Consider the following 19564-nt stretch of genomic DNA (forward strand, 5'->3'; position numbering starts at 1 on the left):
GGGGCGCCGGGCCCCACACCGAGCGCGTTTGGGGTTTGGGGTTGGGGTTTAGTCTTCGGTGGTCAGGGTTGATAGGCGGTCGACGGAGTCGGCGAATTCTTGGACCATGTCGTAGACGACTTGTTTGGCGGGTTTGACGGTTTTCATGAGGCCGACGCACTGGCCGACGAAGTAGTTGACGAGTTGCTTCGCGCCCTCGTTGCCGGTCTCGGCGTGCTTGACGAGGTGGCGCATCGCGCCCTCGGCGACGATCATCTGGAGCGGCATGGGGAGCGCGCCGGGCGAGTCGGGGCCCTCCCACTCGGCGGTCCAGGCGGACTGGAGCTGACGGGCGGGCTTGCCGGTGCGCGAGCGCGAGCGGATCGTGTCCCTTGCCGTCGCCTCGAGCATCTTGGCCTTGACCGTCGGCGGCGTCTCGGCCTCCTCGGTGGTGAGCCACACCGACCCGCACCACACCCCGGACGCCCCCAGCGCGATTGACGCCGCGATCTGCCGTCCCGTGGCGATCCCTCCGGCGGCCAGGACCGGCAGCGGCGCGACCGCGTCGACGACCTCGGGCACCAGCACCATCGTGGAGATCTCGCCGGTGTGCCCGCCCGCCTCGCCGCCCTGCGCGACGATCAGGTCGACGCCCGCCGCGACCTGCCGCCGCGCGTGCTCGACCGTCCCGACGAGCGCCGCGACGGGCACCCCCGCCTCCTTGGCCTTCTCCACCATGATGGGCGGCGGCGTTCCCAGCGCGCTGGCGATGAGCCGGATGCCGTGGTTCAGCGAGATGTCGATCAGCTCGGTCGCGCCGCTCCCGGTCACCGCCCGCGACCCGCTGCGCGCCGCCTTGGCCGCGTTCGCGCCGCCGAGGTCGGGCGCGGGCACCCCGTACTTCTCGAACAGCCCCGCGAGGAACTTCCAGTGCTCGACGGGCACCGCCGCCAGGGGGTCGCCGCCCTCACGCGCTGAGGCGTCGATCTTGCTGGGCACCAGGACGTCGACGCCGTAGGGACGCCCGCCGACGGCACGGTCGATCCACGCCAGCTCCTCCTCGAGCCGCTCGGGCGTGTAGGCGACCGCGCCGAGCACGCCGAGGCCGCCCGCGTTGGTGACCGCCGCGACCACGTCACGGCAGTGGCTGAACGCGAAGATCGGGAACTCGATCCCGAACATCTCGCACACATCGGTCTTCATGCTGCTCCCTAGGGATCAGGGGGTGGGGGTCAGGCGGTCCGGAAGACGAGCAGCGGCTCGCCGTCCTCGGGCCCGACGAACGCCGCCTTGAGCGCGAGCCCGGCGGCGGGGGAGTCGACGCCGTCGAGCGCGGCGTGCAGCCAGGGTCCTTCGGCGAGTTCCACGAACGCGATGTGCTGGGCGGGCCCGTCGCCGCGCGGGTGGACCTTCGCCCAGGTGATCAGCACGGCGTCGCCCGACGCGGCAGTCCACTCGAGCGACGCGCCGCCGCACACGTGGCACCCGGTCGTCTCGGGCGCGTGCCATGCCGCGCAGTCGGCGCAGCGCCGGATCGCGAGCTCGCCGCGCGCGGCGGCGTCGAAGAAGGCGTCGGAGCGTCCGTCACGGCGGACCGTGGGCTGGGGCTTGGTCATCGGGTCACCGTCCCGTCGTGGCGGCCTGCGCCGGGCTGAGGATGAGCGTGCTGTGGTGGTCGAGGATGCCGCCGTTGCCGCTGACGAGGATCACCTCGTTGCGCGCGACCTGCCGTTCCCCGGCCTGCCCGCGCGCCTGGATGATCGCCTCGGACACCGGCGTCATGCCCCACATGTAGTAGCCGGACAGCTGGCCGCCGCCGGTGTTGGTCGGCAGCGCCCCGCCCGGCCCGAGCGCCCCGGACGCGACGAACTCGCCGCCCTCCCCCTTGGCGCAGAAGCCGTAGTCCTCGAGCGTGAGGAGCGTGGTGATCGTGTAGCAGTCGTACAGCTGGCACATCTGGACGTCCCCGACGGTCAGCCCCGCCATCTTCAGCGCGGCCGGGCCGGAGAGGGTGGCCCCGGTCGTCAGGCCGAAGTCGCTGCCGCGCTCGTACCGGTTGCCCGGGTGGCCCTGGCCCCAGCCGAGGACGTGCACGGGCGGCTGCGCGAGGTCGGCGGCCCGGTCCGCCCCGGTGACGATCACCGCGACGGCCCCGTTCGACACGAGGCAGCAGTCAAGCAGGTGCAGGGGTTCCACGACCCAGCGCGACGCCTGGTGGTCAGCGAGGGTGATCGGCTCGCGCATCTGGGCGAGCGGGTTGCGCGTCGCCCACTCGCGGGTGGACACCGCGACCGCCCCGAGCTGCTCGCTCGTCGTCCCGTAGACGGCCATGTGCCGCTGCGCCGCGAGCGCGTAGAGCGCGTTGACGGACCGGAAGCCCTGCGCGGCCGTCATGCCGCCATAGCCGCGGAACTCCCGAGGCGTGCTGTCGTAGGCCGCGCCCGAGGAGACCTTGGGCCGCAGCGGCGCGTCGGCGAACACGCACGCGACGGCCGAGGCCGACCCGCTCGCCACCGCCATCGCCGCGGTGGCGATCATCGCCCCGGCGGTCGCGCCGAAGGCGTTCATGACCGTCAGCAGGCGCAGGTCGCGCAGGCCGAGCACGTCGGCGAGCTCGATGCCGGGCGAGCCGCCCATGCCGTGGCTGATCAGCAGCCCGTCGAGGTCGTCGAGCGCGAGGCCCGCGTCGGCGGCCGCGAGCCGTACCGCGTCGGCGGCCAGCCTGCGCGCGCTGCGCCCGTACACCTTGCCCATCTCGGTCATCCCGAGACCGGCGATCGCCGCTCCCACCCGAAGCCACCTCCCGCTTACTTTTGCGGCAACCATACAGAACGGGATTCGGTTGGGGGAGGCATGGGTGACCGGAACCGAGAAGCGAAAAACTCTTGATCGGCGCACAGGCCACCGGGAGTTCTCGGTGTGCTACCTTGTGCAGCGGTCGTAGCTGTACTTTCGCCTGATCGAGTGTCGATGCCCGCGGAGTTCATCTTCCGCGGGTTTTCTTCATTTACGGGGGAACTTCGTGGCGACCACGGGCCCGCGCGGTGCGGGCCCGAGCGACAAACCAGGAGTGCAGTATGGCGCAGGGCACCGTCAAGTGGTTCAACGGTGAGAAGGGTTACGGCTTCATCTCCCAGGATGAGGGCGGCCCGGACGTGTTCGTCCACTTCAGTGCCATCCAGGGTTCGGGCTACCGGAACCTGGAAGAGTCCCAGCGGGTGGAGTTCGACATCACCCAGGGTCCCAAGGGTCCGCAGGCGGAGAACGTCCGCGGCCTCTGATCCGAACGTCCGCCGAGGCCCCCGTGGGTTGACCCACGGGGGCCTCGTGCCGTCTCCGCGCCCTTTTTTCCCCGTCCTGAAGAGGTCGGCAACCCGTCCGCAAGTCGGCGACAAACTTCGGCCAAGCGCCCGGCGTCACAGTGCATGTGCCGCACAGGGCGGCGCGAGGGGAGAGGGGAACGGCGCTCGCCGTCCCCTCATCGCATCGGGACGGGCGGACCGTCCCTCGACACGAAGGACGCACATGACGGGGAATGACGCGCTCGGCAGGGATCTGCGCGCGGCGGTACGGGGCAGGGTGCTGACGGCGGCCGACGAGGGCTTCGCGCGGGCCGCGCTCGGCTGGTCGGTCGGCGTGCCGCAGCGGCCCGTCGCGGTCGTGGAGGTCGCCGACGCGGCCGACGCGGCGGCACTGGTACGGCACGCGAACGACGCGGGCCTGGCGCTCGCGGTCCAGCCGAGCGGCCACGGCGCGACCACCGCGCTCGACGGGGCGGTGATCGTGCGGACGGGGGCGCTGCGCGACGTCACGATCGACCCCGACGCCCGCACCGCGACGGTCGGCGCCGGCGCGTCCTGCGGCGAGCTGCTCGAGGCGGCCGGCGCGCACGGACTCACCTTCCCGGCAGGCAGCTCGCCCGCGGTGTCCGTCGCGGGCTACACGCTCGGCGGCGGCCTCGGTTGGTACGGCCGCAGCCGTGGCCCGGCCTCGGCGTCGGTGCGCGCGCTGGAGATCGTCGACGCCTCCGGCACGGCCCGCCGCGTCACCGCGGCCGCCGACCCCGACCTGTTCTGGGCCCTGTGCGGCGGAGGCGGCGGCGACCACGCCCTCGTCACCGCCCTGGAACTCGACCTGTTCCCCGCGCCCGCGCTTTACGGCGGACGGATCATCTGGCCCGTCGACAAGGCCGCCGAGGTCCTCGACGCCTACGCCAAGACGACGGCCGCGGCCCCCGAGGAGCTGAGCGTCTGGGTCGCGATCATGCAGTTCCCGCCCTTCCCCGAGCTGCCCGAGCCGCTGCGCGGCCTGTCGGCGGTCGTCGTGGACGCCGCCCACCTTGGCGAGGCCGAGGAGGGCAGGGCGCTGCTCGCGGCGTTCGACGCGGTCGACGGCGTCGTGTTCGACACCCGGGGCCCGCTGCCGCCCGCCGCGCTGGGCAGCATCTGCGCCGAACCCGTCGAGCCGATGCCGAGCCTGCACCGCGGCGCGTTCGTGACCGACCTCGACGGCGCGTCCGGCGTCCTGCGGGACCTCGCGGCGGGCGGGACCGTCCACCCCCTGGTGTTCGTGCAGCTGCGCCACCTCGGCGGCGCGTACACGCGTGAGCTTCCCGGCGCGCGCGGCCCGGTCGCCGAGCCGTACCTGCTGTCGATGATGGGCGTCACCCCCGGCGAGGAGACCGCGGCCGCGGTGCGGGAGCGCATCGGGGCCGTCACGGGGGCGATGGCGCCGTTCACGACGGGGCGCAAGCCGTACACGTTCCTGTGCGGCGGGGAGAGCGCGTCCGACGCCTTCGCGCCCGCCGTCGTAGAGCGGCTGCGCGAGGTCAAGCGCGCGCACGACCCGCAGGGGATCTTCCGGTCGAACTTCCCGATCCTGGACTGATCGCGGGCCGGGCGGACGGGGGGAGCCGTCCGCCCGGCCCTCAGCGCGCTCAGGTGCGGAACGGGCCGGTCACGCAGTAGGTGATGCCGCCCGAGGACGACCCGGACGTGCCCCGCTGCGAGGAGAAGTACAGCCGGTTGCCCGCCGGGTTGAACGCGGGCCCGGTCAGCTCCGACGACGACTGCCCGGTGACGCGCAGGAACACCGAGATCTTGTCGTCGGGGGTGATCATGTTGATCTCCATGTTGCCGCCGTCCTCGGCGACGTACAGGTCGCCCGCCGACGACCCGGTGATGTTGTCGACGCCGGTCAGGGTCGGGGTCCCGGTGACGAGGTTGTCGTCGTAGGCCAGCTCGTAGGTGTTGGTGAGCAGGTTGAGCTGCCACACCCGGTTGTCGCCCTTGGTGGTGAACCAGACGGTGTCGGAGGCGTACCAGCAGCCTTCGCCGCCGTTGAAGGACTTGGAGCCGGACACCTGGCTACGGGTGGCCGTGGGGGAGCCGTCGGGGTCGGGCACGTTCGCCCACGTGAATGAGCCGGAGGTCGCGCTCCCGGCGACGAGCACCTGGAGGGTCCCGGCCGACAGGTTCCCCCACGTGGTCGGGACGAACCGGTAGAACCGCCCGTTCGTCTCGTCCTCCGTCAGGTAGATCACCTGACGGACGGGGTCGGCCGCCGCCGCCTCGTGCTTGAACCTCCCCATCGCCGGACGGGCCACCGCGGTCCCGCCGAACGGATAGGTCTCCCACACCCGGCCCAGGCTGATCTCCTCACACGACAGCCACGTGTTCCACGGGGTCTTGCCGCCCGCGCAGTTCGTGCTGGTCCCCGACAGGATTCGCGACGCCGACGTCACGTTCCCCGCCGAGTTGAACCTGATCATCGACGCGCCGCCGCCCGAGGCCGCCGACACCTCGGCGTTCGAGGTGTAGATCCAGCCGGTCCCGTCGGCGAAGCACGCGCCGCCGTCGGGGGCCTGGTGCCACACGTAGGACGTGCCCGGCACGGTCTGGCCCGTCCGCGCGACGACCTGGCTGGTGAACCCGGCCGGGAGCTGGATGCCGTTGGCGTCGGCGGCGAGCAGGGGTCCGTAGGGGGACGCCGCGTTCTGCGCGGGCGCGGCGAGCGCGCCCCGCATCAGCGACCCGGAGAAGGCTGTGGTGCCCGCGGCGATCACGCTCGCGCGCATGAAGAAACGACGGTCCATGGGGGGTTCCTCTCGGGGGGTGAGGAGAGCGGACTGTGCGCCTCGGTTCTCTCCGCGCCCGGCGTCCGCGAGGACACCCCCCGATGGCCGTCAGATGGCGATCAGATTGCGGGAATTCTCACGCTTCTACTTCTCCGCGAAGCGGTCGGTCGCCTCGATGAGCCGGTGCAGGATGCCGGGTTCGTCGAAGGCGTGGCCCGCGCCGTCGACGAGGTGGAACTCGGCCTCCGGCCAAGCCTGGTGCAGGTCCCACGCGGTCGCGGCGGGCGTGCACATGTCGTACCTGCCCTGGACGATCACCGCCGGGATGTGCCTGATCCTGTCGATGTTGTCCAAGATCCACTCGTCGGACTCGAAGAACCCGCCGTGCGTGAAGTAGTGGTTCTCGATCCGCGCGAACGTGACGGCGTAGTCGGGGTCGGCGAACTGCCCGACGTGCTCGGCGTCCGGCAGCAGCGTGATCGTCGCGCCCTCCCAGGTCGCCCAGGCAAGGGCCGCGGGCTGCCGGACCGCCGGGTCGGGGTCGTTCAGCCGCTCGTGGAACGCCGCGATCATGTTCTCCCGCTCGTCCTCGGGGATCGGCGCGACGTACTTCTCCCACAGGTCGGGGAAGATCAGCGACGCGCCGTACTCGTAGAACCAGAACAGCTCGAACGGCCGCAGCATGAAGATCCCGCGCAGGACGAGTTCGCTGGTCCGCTCCGGATGCGTGATCGCGTACGCCAGCGAAAGGCAGCTGCCCCAGGAGCCGCCGAACACCATCCACCTGTCGATGCCCAGGTGCTCGCGCAGCAGTTCCATGTCGGCGACGAGGTTCCACGTGGTGTTGCGTTCCAGCGAGACCTCGGGATCGGCCGCCGAAGGCAGGCTCCGCCCGCAGTTGCGCTGGTCGAACAGCACTATCCGGTACCGCTCGGGATCGAACTGGCGGCGGTGCGCCGGGGTGCAGCCGCCGCCCGGGCCGCCGTGCAGCATGACCACGGGTTTGCCCTGCGGATTGCCGCAGACCTCCCAGTAGATTTCCTCGCCGTCCGGCGTGGTCAGCGACCCGGAGTCATAGGGTTCGATCGGCGGATACAGGGTGCGCGGCTCCATGATCTGACATTCTGTCAGCACAGCCGAACAGCCGTGACGGTACCCGTATGGTGGGACGGGGGAGACAGACCCGCTGCCCGGTCGTAGAGTCTCCCTCAACGACGTCGTGATGATCCCCTGATGGAGTCTTTACCGTGAGTGACCTCAACGGAACAGGCGGCCAGCGCCCCGCACAGCCGGGCGGCCTGTCCTGGTCGCCTTCCCCCGCGCAGGCGCCCCGGGAACTCCTCAACGCGCTGCCGCTGGCCGCGCCGGCCGGGAACACCGCCGCACAGCAGCAACAGCAGCAGCACGACGCCACCCTCGCCGCGGGCTGGGACCTCGTGGACCGGCTCAAGCAGATGGCCGAGCTGCTGGGTGAGGCCCTGTCGGCGGGGGAGCGCCGCATCAGCGACGTGCAGAGCGAGGCCGCGGCCCAGCTCGCCGCCGCGCAGAGCGACCGGGAGAAGTCCCAGCGCGACGCCGCCACCGCGTGGGCCGAGGTCCAGCGCTCGCGCACCCAGGCCGAGGCCGCCGAGCGGCACGCCGCCGAGACCGAGACCGCGATGCGGCGGCTGGTCACCCAGCACGACAACATGCAGGCCGCCCGCGACGACGCGCTGCGCTCGGTCGAGGAGGCGTCCAACGCCCGCCGCGTGGCCGAGGAGCGGATCGTCGAGCTGTCGCGGGCCGTGGAGACCGTCCGCACCGAGCTGACGTCCGTGCGCGCCGCCCTGGCCGACGCCGAGAAGACCGCACAGGCCCTCCAGGTCGCCGCGGGCAACGCCGCCCAGGAGGCCGAGGAGGCGCGCCGCCAGGCCGCCGACGCCACCCGTCAGGCCGCCGAGAACGCCCGCCAGGCCGAGGAGTCGCGCCGCCGCGCCGAGGCCGCCGACAGCGAGCGCGCCAACGCGATGGAGACCGCCGCCCAGGCCCTGGAGCAGGCCAAGATCTCCGAGGCCGCCCGCGAGGCGGCCCAGCAGGACAAGGCACGCGCCGAGTCCGAGGCCACCCTCGCGCTGTCGCGCGCCGAGCAGCTCACCCGCGAGCGCGACGGCGCGATGAGCGCGGTCCGCCAGATCGCCACCGAACGCGACGAGGCCCTCGCCAAGATCAAGGAACGCGACGCCTGGGTCGACCAGCTGGCCGAGGCCGTCACCGAGCAGCGCGCCCAGCTCGGCGCGCTCTCCCAGGAGCGCGACGCCGCCCGCAACGCCGCCGACCAGGCCCGCAGCCTCATCGACGAGCTCACCCGCCAGCTGCGCGTGATCATGCCGTCCTCCCCCCTGCACAACCACGCGGCCCTCAGCGAGGTCGGCGCGACCATGACCGACTCCAGCCGCAACGGCTACCCGGGCTAGATCGCCCGCCGAACCGCCGCGCCTCCGGCACTGCGGTGTTCGGTGCCTGAGAATCTCAAGTGCCCTCGAGTGCCCGGGCGATCGAGGGCGTCCGAGGGCGTCCGTGGGATAAGTCACACAGACGCCTTCGGCAGGCCCCGCCCGGCCGACGCGTTCGGCGGTTTCCGCGCGGCCGATATGTGCGTTTGAGCCGCGTGGGGACGAGGAGTGCGATCACGCGGCGACGCTGCGGCGTCCTCCAGCTGTTATTCTGGTACCCCGTGGACAGGGTGGTTCTTCCACCTGATCGGCACCGCCCCGACGGGCGGTAGGCACAGCCCGCCCCGCCGGCCGGCCCACCGCAACCGCCGCACAACGACCACGGGAGTTCCGTCTTGCGCCTCGCAGATTCCTCGCGCACCACCAAGCATCTCTTCGTCACCGGCGGCGTCGCCTCCAGCCTCGGCAAGGGGCTGACCGCCTCCAGCCTGGGACGGCTGCTGACGCTGCGCGGTCTGCGGGTCACGATGCAGAAGCTCGACCCGTACCTGAACGTCGACCCCGGCACGATGAACCCGTTCCAGCACGGTGAGGTCTTCGTCACCGACGACGGCGCGGAGACCGACCTCGACATCGGCCACTACGAGCGCTTCCTGGACACCGAGCTGCACGGCAGCGCCAACGTCACCACCGGCCAGGTCTACTCGAACGTGATCGCCAAGGAGCGGCGCGGAGAGTACCTGGGCGACACCGTGCAGGTCATCCCGCACATCACCAACGAGATCAAGGACCGCATCCGGGGCATGGCGGGCCCGGACGTCGACGTGGTCATCACCGAGGTGGGCGGCACGGTCGGCGACATCGAGTCGCTGCCGTTCCTCGAGGCGGTCCGCCAGATCCGGCACGAGATCGGCCGCGACAACGTGTTCTTCCTGCACGTGTCGCTGCTGCCCTACATCGGCCCGTCCGGCGAGCTGAAGACCAAGCCGACCCAGCACTCGGTCGCGGCGCTGCGCAACATCGGCATCCAGCCCGACGCGATCGTGCTGCGCTCGGACCGCCCGGTCTCGCAGAGCATCAAGCACAAGATCAGCCTGATGTGCGACGTGGACCGCGAGGCCGTCGTGTCCTGCGTGGACGCCCCGTCGATCTACGACATCCCGAAGGTCCTGCACGCCGAGGGCCTCGACGCCTACGTCGTCCGCCGCCTCGACCTGTCCTTCCGCGACGTCGACTGGGGCGTGTGGGACGACCTGCTGCGCCGGGTCCGCGAGCCGAAGCACGAGGTCGAGATCGCCCTCGTCGGCAAGTACATCGACCTGCCCGACGCCTACCTGTCGGTCACCGAGGCGCTGCGCCACGGCGGTTTCGCCAACGAGGCGCGCGTCAAGATCCGCTGGGTGAAGTCCGACGACTGCCAGACCCCCGAGGGGGCCAAGGCCCAGCTCGACGGCGTCGACGGCGTCCTCATCCCCGGCGGCTTCGGCGTCCGGGGCATCGAGGGCAAGCTCGGCGCGATCCGGCACGCCCGCGAAAGCCACCTGCCGACCCTGGGCATCTGCCTCGGCCTGCAGTGCATGGTCATCGAGGCTGCCCGCGACCTCGCCGGGATCACCGACGCCGACAGCGCCGAGTTCGACGAGCACACCAAGCACCCCGTCGTGTCCACGATGGCCGACCAGCTCGACGTGATCTCCGGCGAGCGCGACCTGGGCGGCACGATGCGGCTCGGCCTGTACCCGGCCGACCTCGCCGAGGGCTCCATCGTCCGCGAGCTGTACGACGGGGCCCCGCGCGTGTCCGAGCGGCACCGCCACCGCTTCGAGGTCAACAACGCCTACCGCGACGACCTGGAGAAGGCAGGGCTGGTCTTCAGCGGCCTGTCCCCGGACGGCAGGCTCGTGGAGTACGTCGAGCTGCCGCGCGACGTCCACCCGTTCTTCGTCGCCACCCAGGCGCACCCCGAGTTCCGCTCGCGGCCGACCCGCGCGCACCCGCTGTTCGCCGGGCTCGTCGCCGCGGCGCTCGACCGCCGGGGCTGATCGGGGGAAGATGATCGCCATGGACCTGCCCCGCACCGACCTGAGCGACATCCCCGACCTGCGTGACATTCCGGAACGGTGGCCCGCCGTCGGGTCGACCGAGCACTTCAAGGGCCGGATCATCACCGTCGTCGAGGACGAGGTGGTCATGCCGGGGGCCGACGGGCCCGAGGTGGTGCGGCGCGAGTACGTCACGCACCCCGGGGCCGTCGGCGCGCTCGCCCTCGACGGCGAGGGCAGGATCCTGCTCCTGCGGCAGTACCGCCACCCGTGCGGCCACCTGCTGTGGGAGCTGCCCGCGGGGCTGCGCGACGTCGACGGCGAGCCGATGTGGCGCACCGCCGAACGCGAGCTGCTCGAGGAGGCCGGGTACCGCGCGGACACCTGGCACACCCTCGTGGACACCTTCCAGACGCCGGGGATGAGCGACGAGCGGGTGCGGGTGTTCCTCGCCCGCGACCTCACCGAGGTCCCCGCCGAGGACATCGACTTCGTCCGGGTACATGAGGAGGCCGACATGCCGCTGGCATGGGTCCCCCTCGAAGACGCCGTCACCGCGGTCCTCGCGGGCCGGGTGCACAACGCCCTGGCGGTCTCGGCGATCCTCGCGCTGCACGCCGCGCGGGCGCGCGACTTCGCCGACCTGCGCGACAGGGAGGCGCAGTTCGGCCCGTCGGCCGCCGGTGATGCCTGACACCGCCCTGGACGCCGCCGTGCGCGCCTACCTCGGGCACCTGGCGGCCGAGCGGGGCCTGGCCGCCAACACCCTCAGCTCCTACCGGCGCGACCTGCGCAGGTACGCCGAGCACCTGACGGCCTCCGGCGTCGCGGACCTCGGGTCCGTCGCCGAGTCCGACGTGCTCGGCTTCGCCGCCGCGCTGCGCGCCGGCGCGCACGGCAGGCGTCCGCTGGGGGAGGGGTCGGCGGTGCGCGCGGTCGTCGCGGTGCGCGGCCTGCACGCCTTCGCCCACCGCGCGGGCCTGGCGGCGGCCGACCCGGCCCGCGACGTCCGCCTGCCCGCGCCCGCCGCCGCGCCGCCCGAGGCGATCCCGCCCGAGTCCGTCGCCCGCCTGCTCGCCGCCACGGCCGACCCCTCGCCCCTGGGCCTGCGCGACCGCGCCCTCGTCGAACTCCTCTACGACACGGGCCTCCACATCTCCGAAGCCGTCGGCCTCGACCTCCCCGACCTCCTCCCGCCCCGCACCGAACACCCCGCACCCGTCGTGGACGGCCTTCCCGCTGAGGACCGCGAGCTCGTCGCGGACCGTGTGCCTGTCGCGGACCGTTCAGGGGGCGGGGACGCGGTCGGGGCGGTGCGGGTGCGGGGTGGGCGCGTCAAGGTCGTGTCCGTCGGGGCTCGGGCGGCACGGGCGCTCGCGGCGTACCTCGCGGACGGACGGCCCGAGCTCGCCGCCTCGGACGCCGGAGCCGTGTTCGTCAACGCGCGCGGCGGACGGCTGTCGCGGCAGGGCGCGTGGCTCGTCCTGGGGGCCGCCGCGCGCCGCGCCGACCTCGGCGGCGTCTCCCCGCGCGCGCTGCGCCGCGCGCACACCGCGCACGCCGCCGACCCGGCCCCCGACAAGCCCGACAGGCCCGGCAAGCACGACAGGCCCGACAGGCCCGACAGGCACGACAAGCACGGCGAGACCCGCGCCGGCACCCGCGTCGGCTAGGCGACCCGGACCCGCCGAATCCGCGGAGGCGCGGCGACGGCGGCGGCGCGGGTCTACACTCGGTTGACGGACCGAGATCCGTGCGAGACCGAGATCCGTGCGAGGCGGACGCCACAGCGCGACCGCGCATCAGCGCTGCCGCGCACGTGCGGCGCGGCCTCCGTGACTCCCGCGAGTCGTGTTGCCGCTGCTGCCCGTGGCGTCTTAGGCTCGCGACGACGACGGCGTGTCCGCGCCGTCGGGGAGGTTTGAACCTGATGCCAGACGCAGGCGCGGAAAGCGTGCTCTCAGCGGCGATCGCCACCGAGCCCGGAGGCGCGCTGGGTCCGACCCGACGGCCCGTCCCGACGTTCCCCGACCCGGAGCCGCTCGCCGAGCACGGCCCGGCCCGCATCGTCGCCATCTGCAACCAGAAGGGCGGCGTCGGCAAGACGACGACCACCATCAACCTCGGCGCGGCGCTCGCCGAGCGGGGACGCCGTGTCCTGCTCGTCGACTTCGACCCCCAGGGCGCGCTGTCGGTCGGCCTCGGCCAGGGCGACCCGCGGCAGCTGGACGTCACGGTCCACAACATGCTGCTGGAGAGCGACACCGAGTGGGACGACATCCTGCTCGAGACGACGGTCGAGGGCATGCACCTGCTGCCGTCGAACATCGACCTGTCGGGCGCGGAAGTCCAGCTCGTGCACGAGGTCGGCCGCGAGTACATCCTGTCGGGCAAGCTGAAGTCCGCGGTCGAGCACTACGACTACGTGCTCATCGACTGCCAGCCGTCGCTCGGCCTGCTCACCATCAACGCGCTCGCCGCCGCCCAGGGCGTCATCGTGCCGCTGGAGTGCGAGTACTTCGCGATGCGCGGCGTGGCGCTGCTGATGGAGACGATCGAGAAGGTGCAGCAGCGGATCAACCCGTCGCTGGTCATCGACGGCTTCCTCGGCACCATGTACGACTCGCGCACGCTGCACACCCGCGAGGTGCTGCAGCGGATCGTGCAGGCGTTCGGCGACAAGGTCTTCCACACGGTGATCAACCGCACAGTCCGGTTCCCCGACGCCACGGTCATGGGCGAGCCGATCACCACGTTCGACCCCTCCTCGATGGGCGCCAGCCACTACCGCGAGCTGGCCAAGGAGGTCATTCACCGCTGGCAGCAGCTCACCTAGCCGGTGCTGACCTCCACTAGGCTCGCTGCCGTGGAGGAAGTGCGCAAGGACGAGGAGACCGGGAAGGGCTTCCAGGTACACCTGGACGTCTTCTCCGGGCCCTTCGACCTGCTCCTCGGGCTGATCGCCAAGCACAAGCTCGACATCACCGAGGTCGCCCTCCACAAGGTCACCGACGAGTTCATCGCCCACATCCGCACCCTCGGCCCCGAGTGGGACCTCGACCAGGCGTCGCACTTCCTGCTCGTCGCCGCGACCCTGCTCGACCTCAAGGCGGCGCGGCTGCTCCCGTCCGGCGAGGTGGACGACGAAGAGGACCTCGCCCTTCTCGAGGCGCGCGACCTGCTGTTCGCCAGGCTCCTGCAGTACCGCGCCTACAAGTCCGTCGCGAAGGCGTTCGAGGCGCGCATGGCCGAGGAGGCGCGGCGCTACCCGCGGCTCGTGCCGATGGAGCCGAGGTTCGCCAACCTGCTGCCCGAGGTGCTGCTGGGGCTCGGCCCCGCCGAGTTCGCGCACCTCGCCCAGCGGACGTTCGCTCCCAAACCCGGCCCGCCCGGCGTTTCGGTCACCCACATGTACACGCCCCAGGCCAGCGTGGAGGAACAGGGCGCTATCCTTGTGGCGATGCTGCGGCGTCTGCGGAAGGCGACTTTCCGGACGCTCACCGCAGACTGCGCGGGAACCTTCGAGGTCGTCGCCCGCTTCCTCGCCCTGCTGACGCTCTACCGCGAGCAGGCAGTGGCGTTCGAGCAGATCGAGCCCCTGGGCGAGCTGCACGTCGCCTGGACCGGAAGCGAGGAAGGCGAGATCAGGCTCCGCGACGAGTTCGAGGGCACGCCGCCCGGCGAGGGCGCGCCAGGAACCGCACACCCCGACGACGACACCCCAGGAGACCTTTCGTGAGCGTCCCGAGCGAGGACCTTCCGCCGCTCAAGGCGTCCCTTGAGGCGATCTTGATGGTCGTCGACGAGCCCGTCGCCGAGATCACCCTCGCCCAGCTGCTCGAGGTCCCCACCGCCCAGGTCGCCGCGGCCCTCGTGGAACTCGCGGGGGAATACCGCGCGCAGGGCCGCGGGTTCGAGCTGAGGGAGATCGCGGGAGGCTGGCGGTTCTACACCGCCGAGTTCTGCGCCCCCGTCGTGGAGAGGTTCGTCACCGAGGGGCAGCAGACCCGCATCACCCAGGCGGCCCTGGAGACCCTGTCGGTGATCGCCTACCGGCAGCCCGTCAGCCGCGCGCGCGTCTCGGCGATCCGGGGCGTCAACAGCGACGGCGTCATCCGGACGCTCACGCTGCGCGGCCTGATCGAGGAGGCCGGGCACGACCCGGAGTCCCAGGCCACCCTGTACCGCACCACGGGCTACTTCCTGGAACGGCTCGGCCTGCGCTCCCTTGAGGAGCTGCCCGAGCTCGCGCCGCACCTGCCCGACGAGATCACCGACATCGAGGACGTCTCAGCATGAACACCACCGGCGACGCCACAGACGGCGAGGGCGTCCGCCTCCAGAAGGTCCTCGCCGACGCGGGCATCGGCTCGCGCCGCGCCTGCGAGCAGATCATCTCCGCGGGCCGCGTGAAGGTGAACGGCAAGACCGTCAGCTGGTTCGGCGAGCGGGTCGACCCGCGCACCGACGAGATCCAGGTCGACGGCCGCAAGATCTCCACCTGGCACGAGTTCCGCTACTACGCGGTCAACAAGCCGGTCGGGGTCGAGTCCACCATGGCGCCGGGCCGGGGCAACCGCACCCTCATCGACTTCGTCGAGGACCTGACCGAGCGGATCTACCACGTCGGCCGCCTCGACACCGACACCGAGGGCCTGCTGCTGCTCACCAACGACGGCGAGCTCGCGCACCGGCTCACCCACCCGTCCTTCGGCGTGACCAAGACCTACCTCGCCGACGTGCCAGCCCCGATCCCGCGCGACCTCGGCCGACGGCTGCGCAGCGGCGTCGTCCTCGACGACGGGCCCGTCAAGGTCGACGGGTTCAGCCTCGTCGAGCAGACCGGGCGGCGCGCGCTGGTGGAGGTCGTCCTGCACGAGGGGCGCAAGCACATCGTCAGGCGGCTGCTCAAGGAGGTCGGGTTCCCGGTGCGCCGCCTCGCGCGCACCGCGTTCGGCCCGATCCAGCTCGGCAGGCTCAAGCCGGGCGGCGTCCGCGCGTTGACGGAGAAGGAAGTGGCGGCGCTCTACAAGGCAGTAGGCATGTGAGACCGGCCATTGCAAGCACCGGTCTGTGACCCGGGCCTTCACGGCACGGGTCGTTGCGAGTCCAGGAGGAACAAGTGGCAGTACGCGCCCTGCGGGGAGCCATCCAGGTGGACGCCGACGACAGGGACCAGATCCTTGAGGCGACCACCGAACTGGTGTCCGAGGTCATGTCCCGCAACGAGCTGACCACCGACGACGTCATCAGCGTGATCTTCACGTGCACGCCCGACCTGAAGTCGGAGTTCCCCGCCCTCGCCGCGCGCAAGCTCGGCTTCAGCGAGGTCCCGCTGATCTGCGCCACCGAGATCGACAAGCCGGGCGCGCTCCCGCTGGTGATCAGGTTGATGGCGCACATCGAGACCGACAAGCCGCGCGCCGCGATGCAGCACGTGTACCTGCGCGGCGCGACCGCGCTGCGCGTCGACATCGCCCAGTGACGCCCCTCCACCCCGGTAAGGTCCTCCCGTGACGCAAAACCCGCGAGTCGTCGTGATCGGCACCGGCCTCATCGGCACCTCGGTGGCGCTCGCCCTGCGCGGCCGCGGCGCGGAGGTGCTGCTCCAGGACTCCGACGCCGCGTCCCTGGCGATGGCCGTCGAACTCGGCGCGGGCACCCCGCTCGCGGACTCGACCGGGGGGGCCGCCGACATCGCCGTCCTGGCGGTGCCGCCCGGCTCGGTCGCCGCGGTCCTGGCCGAGGCCCAGAAGGAGGGGCTCGCCCGGTTCTACACCGACGTCGCCAGCGTGAAGGCGCGGCCCGTCATGGACGCGATCGAGCTCGGCTGCGACCTCGCCGGTTATGTCCCGGGCCATCCGCTGGCGGGGCGGGAGCGTTCCGGACCTGCGGCCGCGCGGGCTGATCTGTTCCTCGGCCGTCCGTGGGCGCTGTGCCCGACTCCGGCGACGGACCCGGCGGCCGTCGAGGCCGTCACGGAACTCGCCCGCTCTTGCGGGGCCGAGGTCCATCTCGTCGACCCCGTCGAGCACGACAAGGCCGTCGCGCTGGTCAGCCACGGGCCGCACGTGGTGTCGGCCGCCGTCGCCGCGCGGCTCGAACAGGCCCCTGACGTCGCGCTCGACCTCGCCGGGACCGGGGTCCGTGACGTCACCCGGATCGCCGCGAGCGACCCCGGCCTGTGGGTCGGCATCCTGACCGCCAACGCCGAACCCGTCGCCGAGGTGCTCGACGCCGTCGCCGCCGACCTGGCCCTGGCCGCGGCGATGCTGCGCGCGTCCACCGGCGCGGGCCCCGACGTCGCCGAGGTGATCATGGCGAAGGTCGGCGACCTGCTCGGCCGCGGCAACACCGGCCGCGCCCGCATCCCCGGCAAACACGGCGGAACCCCCGCCACCGACGCGCTCGTCCAGGTGGTCATCCCCGACAAGCCCGGCGAACTCGCGCGGATCTTCGAGGCGGCCGGCGACGCCGGGGTCAACATCGAGGACGTCTCGATCGAGCACTCGCCCGGCCTGCCCGTCGGTGTGGCCGAACTCTCCGTCAAGCCCGAGGCCGCCGAGACCCTCGCGCTCGCGCTGCGCGAACGCGGCTGGTCCGTCCCCGTACTGCCCTGACCCCCTCGCCCCGGCCCGGCCCGGGGCGTCCGCGAAAGAGTGAGAAATGACGCTGATCATCGCCATGGACGGCCCGTCCGGGTCCGGCAAGTCCAGCGCGGCCAAGGGAGTGGCCCGCGTCCTCGGGTACCGTTATCTGGACACCGGCGCCATGTACCGAGCCGTCACCTGGTGGATGCTCGACCGTGGCGTCGATGTCGAGGACGCGGCATCGGTCGCGCTGCGCGCCCCCGAGGTCTCCCTGGAGATCAGCACCGACCCCGACAACCCGGGCATCTCGGTGGAGGGCGTGGACGTCACGGAACCCATCCGCTCCGCGGAGGTGACCGGGGCCGTCAGCGCGGTCAGCCGGGTGCCGGAGGTACGCGGGCTCCTGGTCCGCCTCCAGCGTGAGATCATGGCGGCCGGGGCCATCGTGGCCGAGGGCCGCGACATCGGCACCGTGGTCGCGCCGGACGCACCCGTCAAGGTCTTCCTCACCGCCAGCGAGGAGGCCAGGGCCCAGCGCAGGGCCAAGGAGATCTCCGACCCCGCAGTCTCGGTCGAGGCCACCCTGGCCGACCAGGCGAGGCGGGACAAACTGGACTCCACCCGTGCCACGTCCCCCCTGACCAAGGCCGACGACGCCGTGGAGATCGACTCGACCGAGCTTGGGCTCGCCGAGGTGATCGACGCGGTCGTGCGGCTCGTGAAAGAGCGCGCCTAGCACCGGATGACGAGTCCTCCGGTGCGGGCGGGACGCAACCGAAGAGGACATCATGACCGAGCAGGGCTTCCTGTCGCACGACGACGGGGACATCGAGACCTACGACCCCGACGAGTTCGACCCGGCCGCCTACGAGGAGCTTGACGAGTCCGTCGAGGCCGAGGCGCCGCGGCTGCCGATCGTGGCGGTCGTGGGCCGCCCCAACGTCGGCAAGTCGACGCTGGTGAACCGGATCATCGGCCGTCGTGAGGCGGTCGTGGAGGACGTCCCCGGCGTCACCCGCGACCGCGTCTCCTACAAGGCGACGTGGAACGGCCGCGAGTTCACCGTCGTGGACACCGGCGGCTGGCTGCCGGACTCGCGCGGCCTTGCCGCCGCGATCGCCGAGCAGGCCAAGCTGGCCGTCGAACTCGCCGACGTCGTGCTGTTCGTCGTGGACGCCACAGTCGGCGCGACCGACATCGACGAGGCGGTCGTGGAGATCCTGCGCCGCGCCAAGAAGCCCGTCGTGCTCGCCGCCAACAAGGCCGACGACACCCGCGCCGAGATCGAGGCCACCGCGCTGTGGAGCCTCGGCATCGGCGAGCCGATGCCCGTCTCGGCCCTGCACGGCCGCTCCAGCGGCGACCTCCTGGACCGGGTCCTCGAGACCCTGCCGGAGCCCGCGCCGCGCGAGCGCCTCGGCGAGGCCCCCGGAGGGCCGCGCAGGATCGCGCTGATGGGCCGGCCCAACGTGGGCAAGTCGAGCCTGCTGAACAAGCTGGCCAAGGAGAACCGTGCGGTCGTCGACTCCGTCGCCGGCACCACCCGCGACCCGATCGACGAGCTGATCAACCTCGGCGGCAAGACCTGGCGGTTCATCGACACCGCCGGAATCCGCAAGCGGCACCGGGAGAACCAGGGCGCGGACTTCTACGCGATCCTGCGCACCCAGTCGGCCCTGGAGCGCGCCGAGGTCGCGGTCGTCCTCGTGGACGCCAGCGACCCCCTGGCCGAACAGGACCTGCGGATCGTCAACACCGTGGTGGAGGCGGGCCGCGCGCTCGTCCTCGCCTACAACAAGTGGGACCTGGTGGACGAGGAGCGCCGCTTCTACCTCGACCGCGAGATCGAACGCCAGCTCGTCGGCGCCCGCTGGGCCCCCCGCGTCAACATCTCGGCCAAGACCGGCCGCCACGTCGAGAAGCTCGTCCCGGCCGTCGAGACGGCCCTGGACAGCTGGGGCTACCGCGTCCCCACCGGCAAGCTCAACCAGTTCTTCACCGACCTGGTCTCCTCCCACCCGCACCCCATCCGCGGCGGCAAGCAGCCCAAGGTCCTGTTCGCCACCCAGGCCGGCACCCGTCCCCCCCGCTTCGTCCTGTTCACCAGCGGCTTCCTCGAGCCCGGCTACCGCCGCTTCATCGAACGCCGCATCCGCGAGGAGTTCGGCTTCGAAGGCTCCCCGATCTCCGTCACCATGAAGATCCGCGAAAAGAAAAAAGACCGCGACAAGCGCCACAACCGCACCCGCTAACCCCAAGGCCGCCCCTCCAGGGGCGGCCTTCTCTGCGTTGTTTATCGGGGTACAGACTCTGGTAGCCTAGGGAGCTGACCGGCTTGGGCCTGATGGGTCCGAGCGCGCAAGTGGAGACTGCTCCCACCTGATCGGCCCCTGGGGCTGATGGGTATCGGTCCGGTGCTGGAAGGCATCGTGTGGCTTTGGTGTT

Annotated in this window: 19 protein-coding genes; 14 read left to right on the top strand and 5 right to left on the bottom strand. The window is 71.9% G+C overall.

Annotation, left to right across the window (positions count from 1 at the left end):
* Positions 1 to 48: 48 nt before the first annotated feature.
* Genes R9X44_RS34870 through R9X44_RS34880 form a run of 3 tightly spaced genes read right to left on the bottom strand, consistent with a single transcriptional unit; the run spans position 49 to position 2769 of the window.
* Positions 49 to 1182, bottom strand: coding sequence for a nitronate monooxygenase (locus tag R9X44_RS34870; RefSeq protein ID WP_319818661.1), 1134 nt, complete (start codon positions 1180 to 1182; stop codon positions 49 to 51).
* A gap of 29 nt (positions 1183 to 1211) precedes the next feature.
* Positions 1212 to 1595, bottom strand: coding sequence for a Zn-ribbon domain-containing OB-fold protein (locus R9X44_RS34875; protein ID WP_319818662.1), 384 nt, complete (start codon positions 1593 to 1595; stop codon positions 1212 to 1214).
* Between the two features lie 4 nt (positions 1596 to 1599).
* A complete protein-coding gene (locus R9X44_RS34880) occupies positions 1600 to 2769 on the bottom strand; it encodes a thiolase family protein (RefSeq protein WP_319818663.1) in 1170 nt (389 codons plus the stop codon).
* Between the two features lie 287 nt (positions 2770 to 3056).
* Here R9X44_RS34880 and R9X44_RS34885 point away from each other — a divergent pair, with 287 nt between their 5' ends.
* Entirely contained in the window at positions 3057 to 3260 is a 204-nt protein-coding gene (locus tag R9X44_RS34885; protein ID WP_230616011.1) for a cold-shock protein, read from the top strand.
* 244 nt (positions 3261 to 3504) lie between these two features.
* A complete protein-coding gene (locus R9X44_RS34890; protein ID WP_319818664.1) occupies positions 3505 to 4866 on the top strand; it encodes an FAD-binding oxidoreductase in 1362 nt (453 codons plus the stop codon).
* A 49-nt stretch (positions 4867 to 4915) separates the two neighbouring features.
* Here R9X44_RS34890 and R9X44_RS34895 read toward each other — a convergent pair whose 3' ends face one another.
* Both R9X44_RS34895 and pip read right to left on the bottom strand, forming a co-directional pair.
* The gene (locus R9X44_RS34895; protein ID WP_319818665.1) at positions 4916 to 6073 is read right to left on the bottom strand and encodes an alkaline phosphatase PhoX; all 1158 of its coding nucleotides are present in this window, start codon (positions 6071 to 6073) and stop codon (positions 4916 to 4918) included.
* Positions 6074 to 6199: 126 nt separating this feature from the next.
* Positions 6200 to 7168, bottom strand: a complete 969-nt coding sequence (pip, locus tag R9X44_RS34900; RefSeq protein ID WP_319818666.1) for a prolyl aminopeptidase — start codon at positions 7166 to 7168, stop codon at positions 6200 to 6202.
* 134 nt (positions 7169 to 7302) lie between these two features.
* Here pip and R9X44_RS34905 point away from each other — a divergent pair, with 134 nt between their 5' ends.
* The 12 genes from R9X44_RS34905 (at position 7303) to der (ending at position 19371) form a co-directional block, all read left to right on the top strand.
* The gene (locus R9X44_RS34905; RefSeq protein ID WP_319818667.1) at positions 7303 to 8508 is read left to right on the top strand and encodes a hypothetical protein; all 1206 of its coding nucleotides are present in this window, start codon (positions 7303 to 7305) and stop codon (positions 8506 to 8508) included.
* A gap of 374 nt (positions 8509 to 8882) precedes the next feature.
* On the top strand, positions 8883 to 10529 hold the full coding sequence (locus R9X44_RS34910) for a CTP synthase (RefSeq protein WP_319818668.1): 1647 nt from the start codon (positions 8883 to 8885) through the stop codon (positions 10527 to 10529).
* A gap of 19 nt (positions 10530 to 10548) precedes the next feature.
* On the top strand, positions 10549 to 11223 hold the full coding sequence (locus tag R9X44_RS34915) for an NUDIX hydrolase (RefSeq protein ID WP_319818669.1): 675 nt from the start codon (positions 10549 to 10551) through the stop codon (positions 11221 to 11223).
* Positions 11216 to 12202 carry a site-specific integrase gene (locus tag R9X44_RS34920; protein ID WP_319818670.1) on the top strand — a complete coding sequence of 329 codons (987 nt, stop codon included), beginning with the start codon at positions 11216 to 11218 and terminating at the stop codon, positions 12200 to 12202. The genes R9X44_RS34915 and R9X44_RS34920 overlap by 8 nt, the downstream gene beginning before the upstream one ends.
* A gap of 257 nt (positions 12203 to 12459) precedes the next feature.
* Positions 12460 to 13365 carry a ParA family protein gene (locus tag R9X44_RS34925; RefSeq protein WP_413775007.1) on the top strand — a complete coding sequence of 302 codons (906 nt, stop codon included), beginning with the start codon at positions 12460 to 12462 and terminating at the stop codon, positions 13363 to 13365.
* 30 nt (positions 13366 to 13395) lie between these two features.
* Positions 13396 to 14268, top strand: a complete 873-nt coding sequence (locus tag R9X44_RS34930; RefSeq protein ID WP_319818672.1) for a segregation and condensation protein A — start codon at positions 13396 to 13398, stop codon at positions 14266 to 14268.
* Positions 14269 to 14321: 53 nt separating this feature from the next.
* Positions 14322 to 14828, top strand: a complete 507-nt coding sequence (gene scpB, locus R9X44_RS34935) for an SMC-Scp complex subunit ScpB (protein ID WP_319818704.1) — start codon at positions 14322 to 14324, stop codon at positions 14826 to 14828.
* A complete protein-coding gene (locus R9X44_RS34940) occupies positions 14825 to 15577 on the top strand; it encodes a pseudouridine synthase (protein ID WP_319818673.1) in 753 nt (250 codons plus the stop codon). The genes scpB and R9X44_RS34940 overlap by 4 nt, the downstream gene beginning before the upstream one ends.
* A 74-nt stretch (positions 15578 to 15651) precedes the next feature.
* Positions 15652 to 16014, top strand: coding sequence for a chorismate mutase (aroH, locus tag R9X44_RS34945; protein WP_319818674.1), 363 nt, complete (start codon positions 15652 to 15654; stop codon positions 16012 to 16014).
* A 28-nt stretch (positions 16015 to 16042) separates the two neighbouring features.
* On the top strand, positions 16043 to 17149 hold the full coding sequence (locus tag R9X44_RS34950; protein WP_319818675.1) for a prephenate dehydrogenase: 1107 nt from the start codon (positions 16043 to 16045) through the stop codon (positions 17147 to 17149).
* Positions 17150 to 17195: 46 nt separating this feature from the next.
* A complete protein-coding gene (cmk, locus tag R9X44_RS34955; RefSeq protein ID WP_319818676.1) occupies positions 17196 to 17855 on the top strand; it encodes a (d)CMP kinase in 660 nt (219 codons plus the stop codon).
* Between the two features lie 52 nt (positions 17856 to 17907).
* Entirely contained in the window at positions 17908 to 19371 is a 1464-nt protein-coding gene (gene der, locus R9X44_RS34960) for a ribosome biogenesis GTPase Der (protein ID WP_319818677.1), read from the top strand.
* Positions 19372 to 19564 lie beyond the last annotated feature (193 nt).

Origin of the sequence: Actinocorallia sp. A-T 12471 (assembly GCF_033875155.1) — a bacterium.
Lineage (GTDB): Bacteria > Actinomycetota > Actinomycetes > Streptosporangiales > Streptosporangiaceae > Actinocorallia.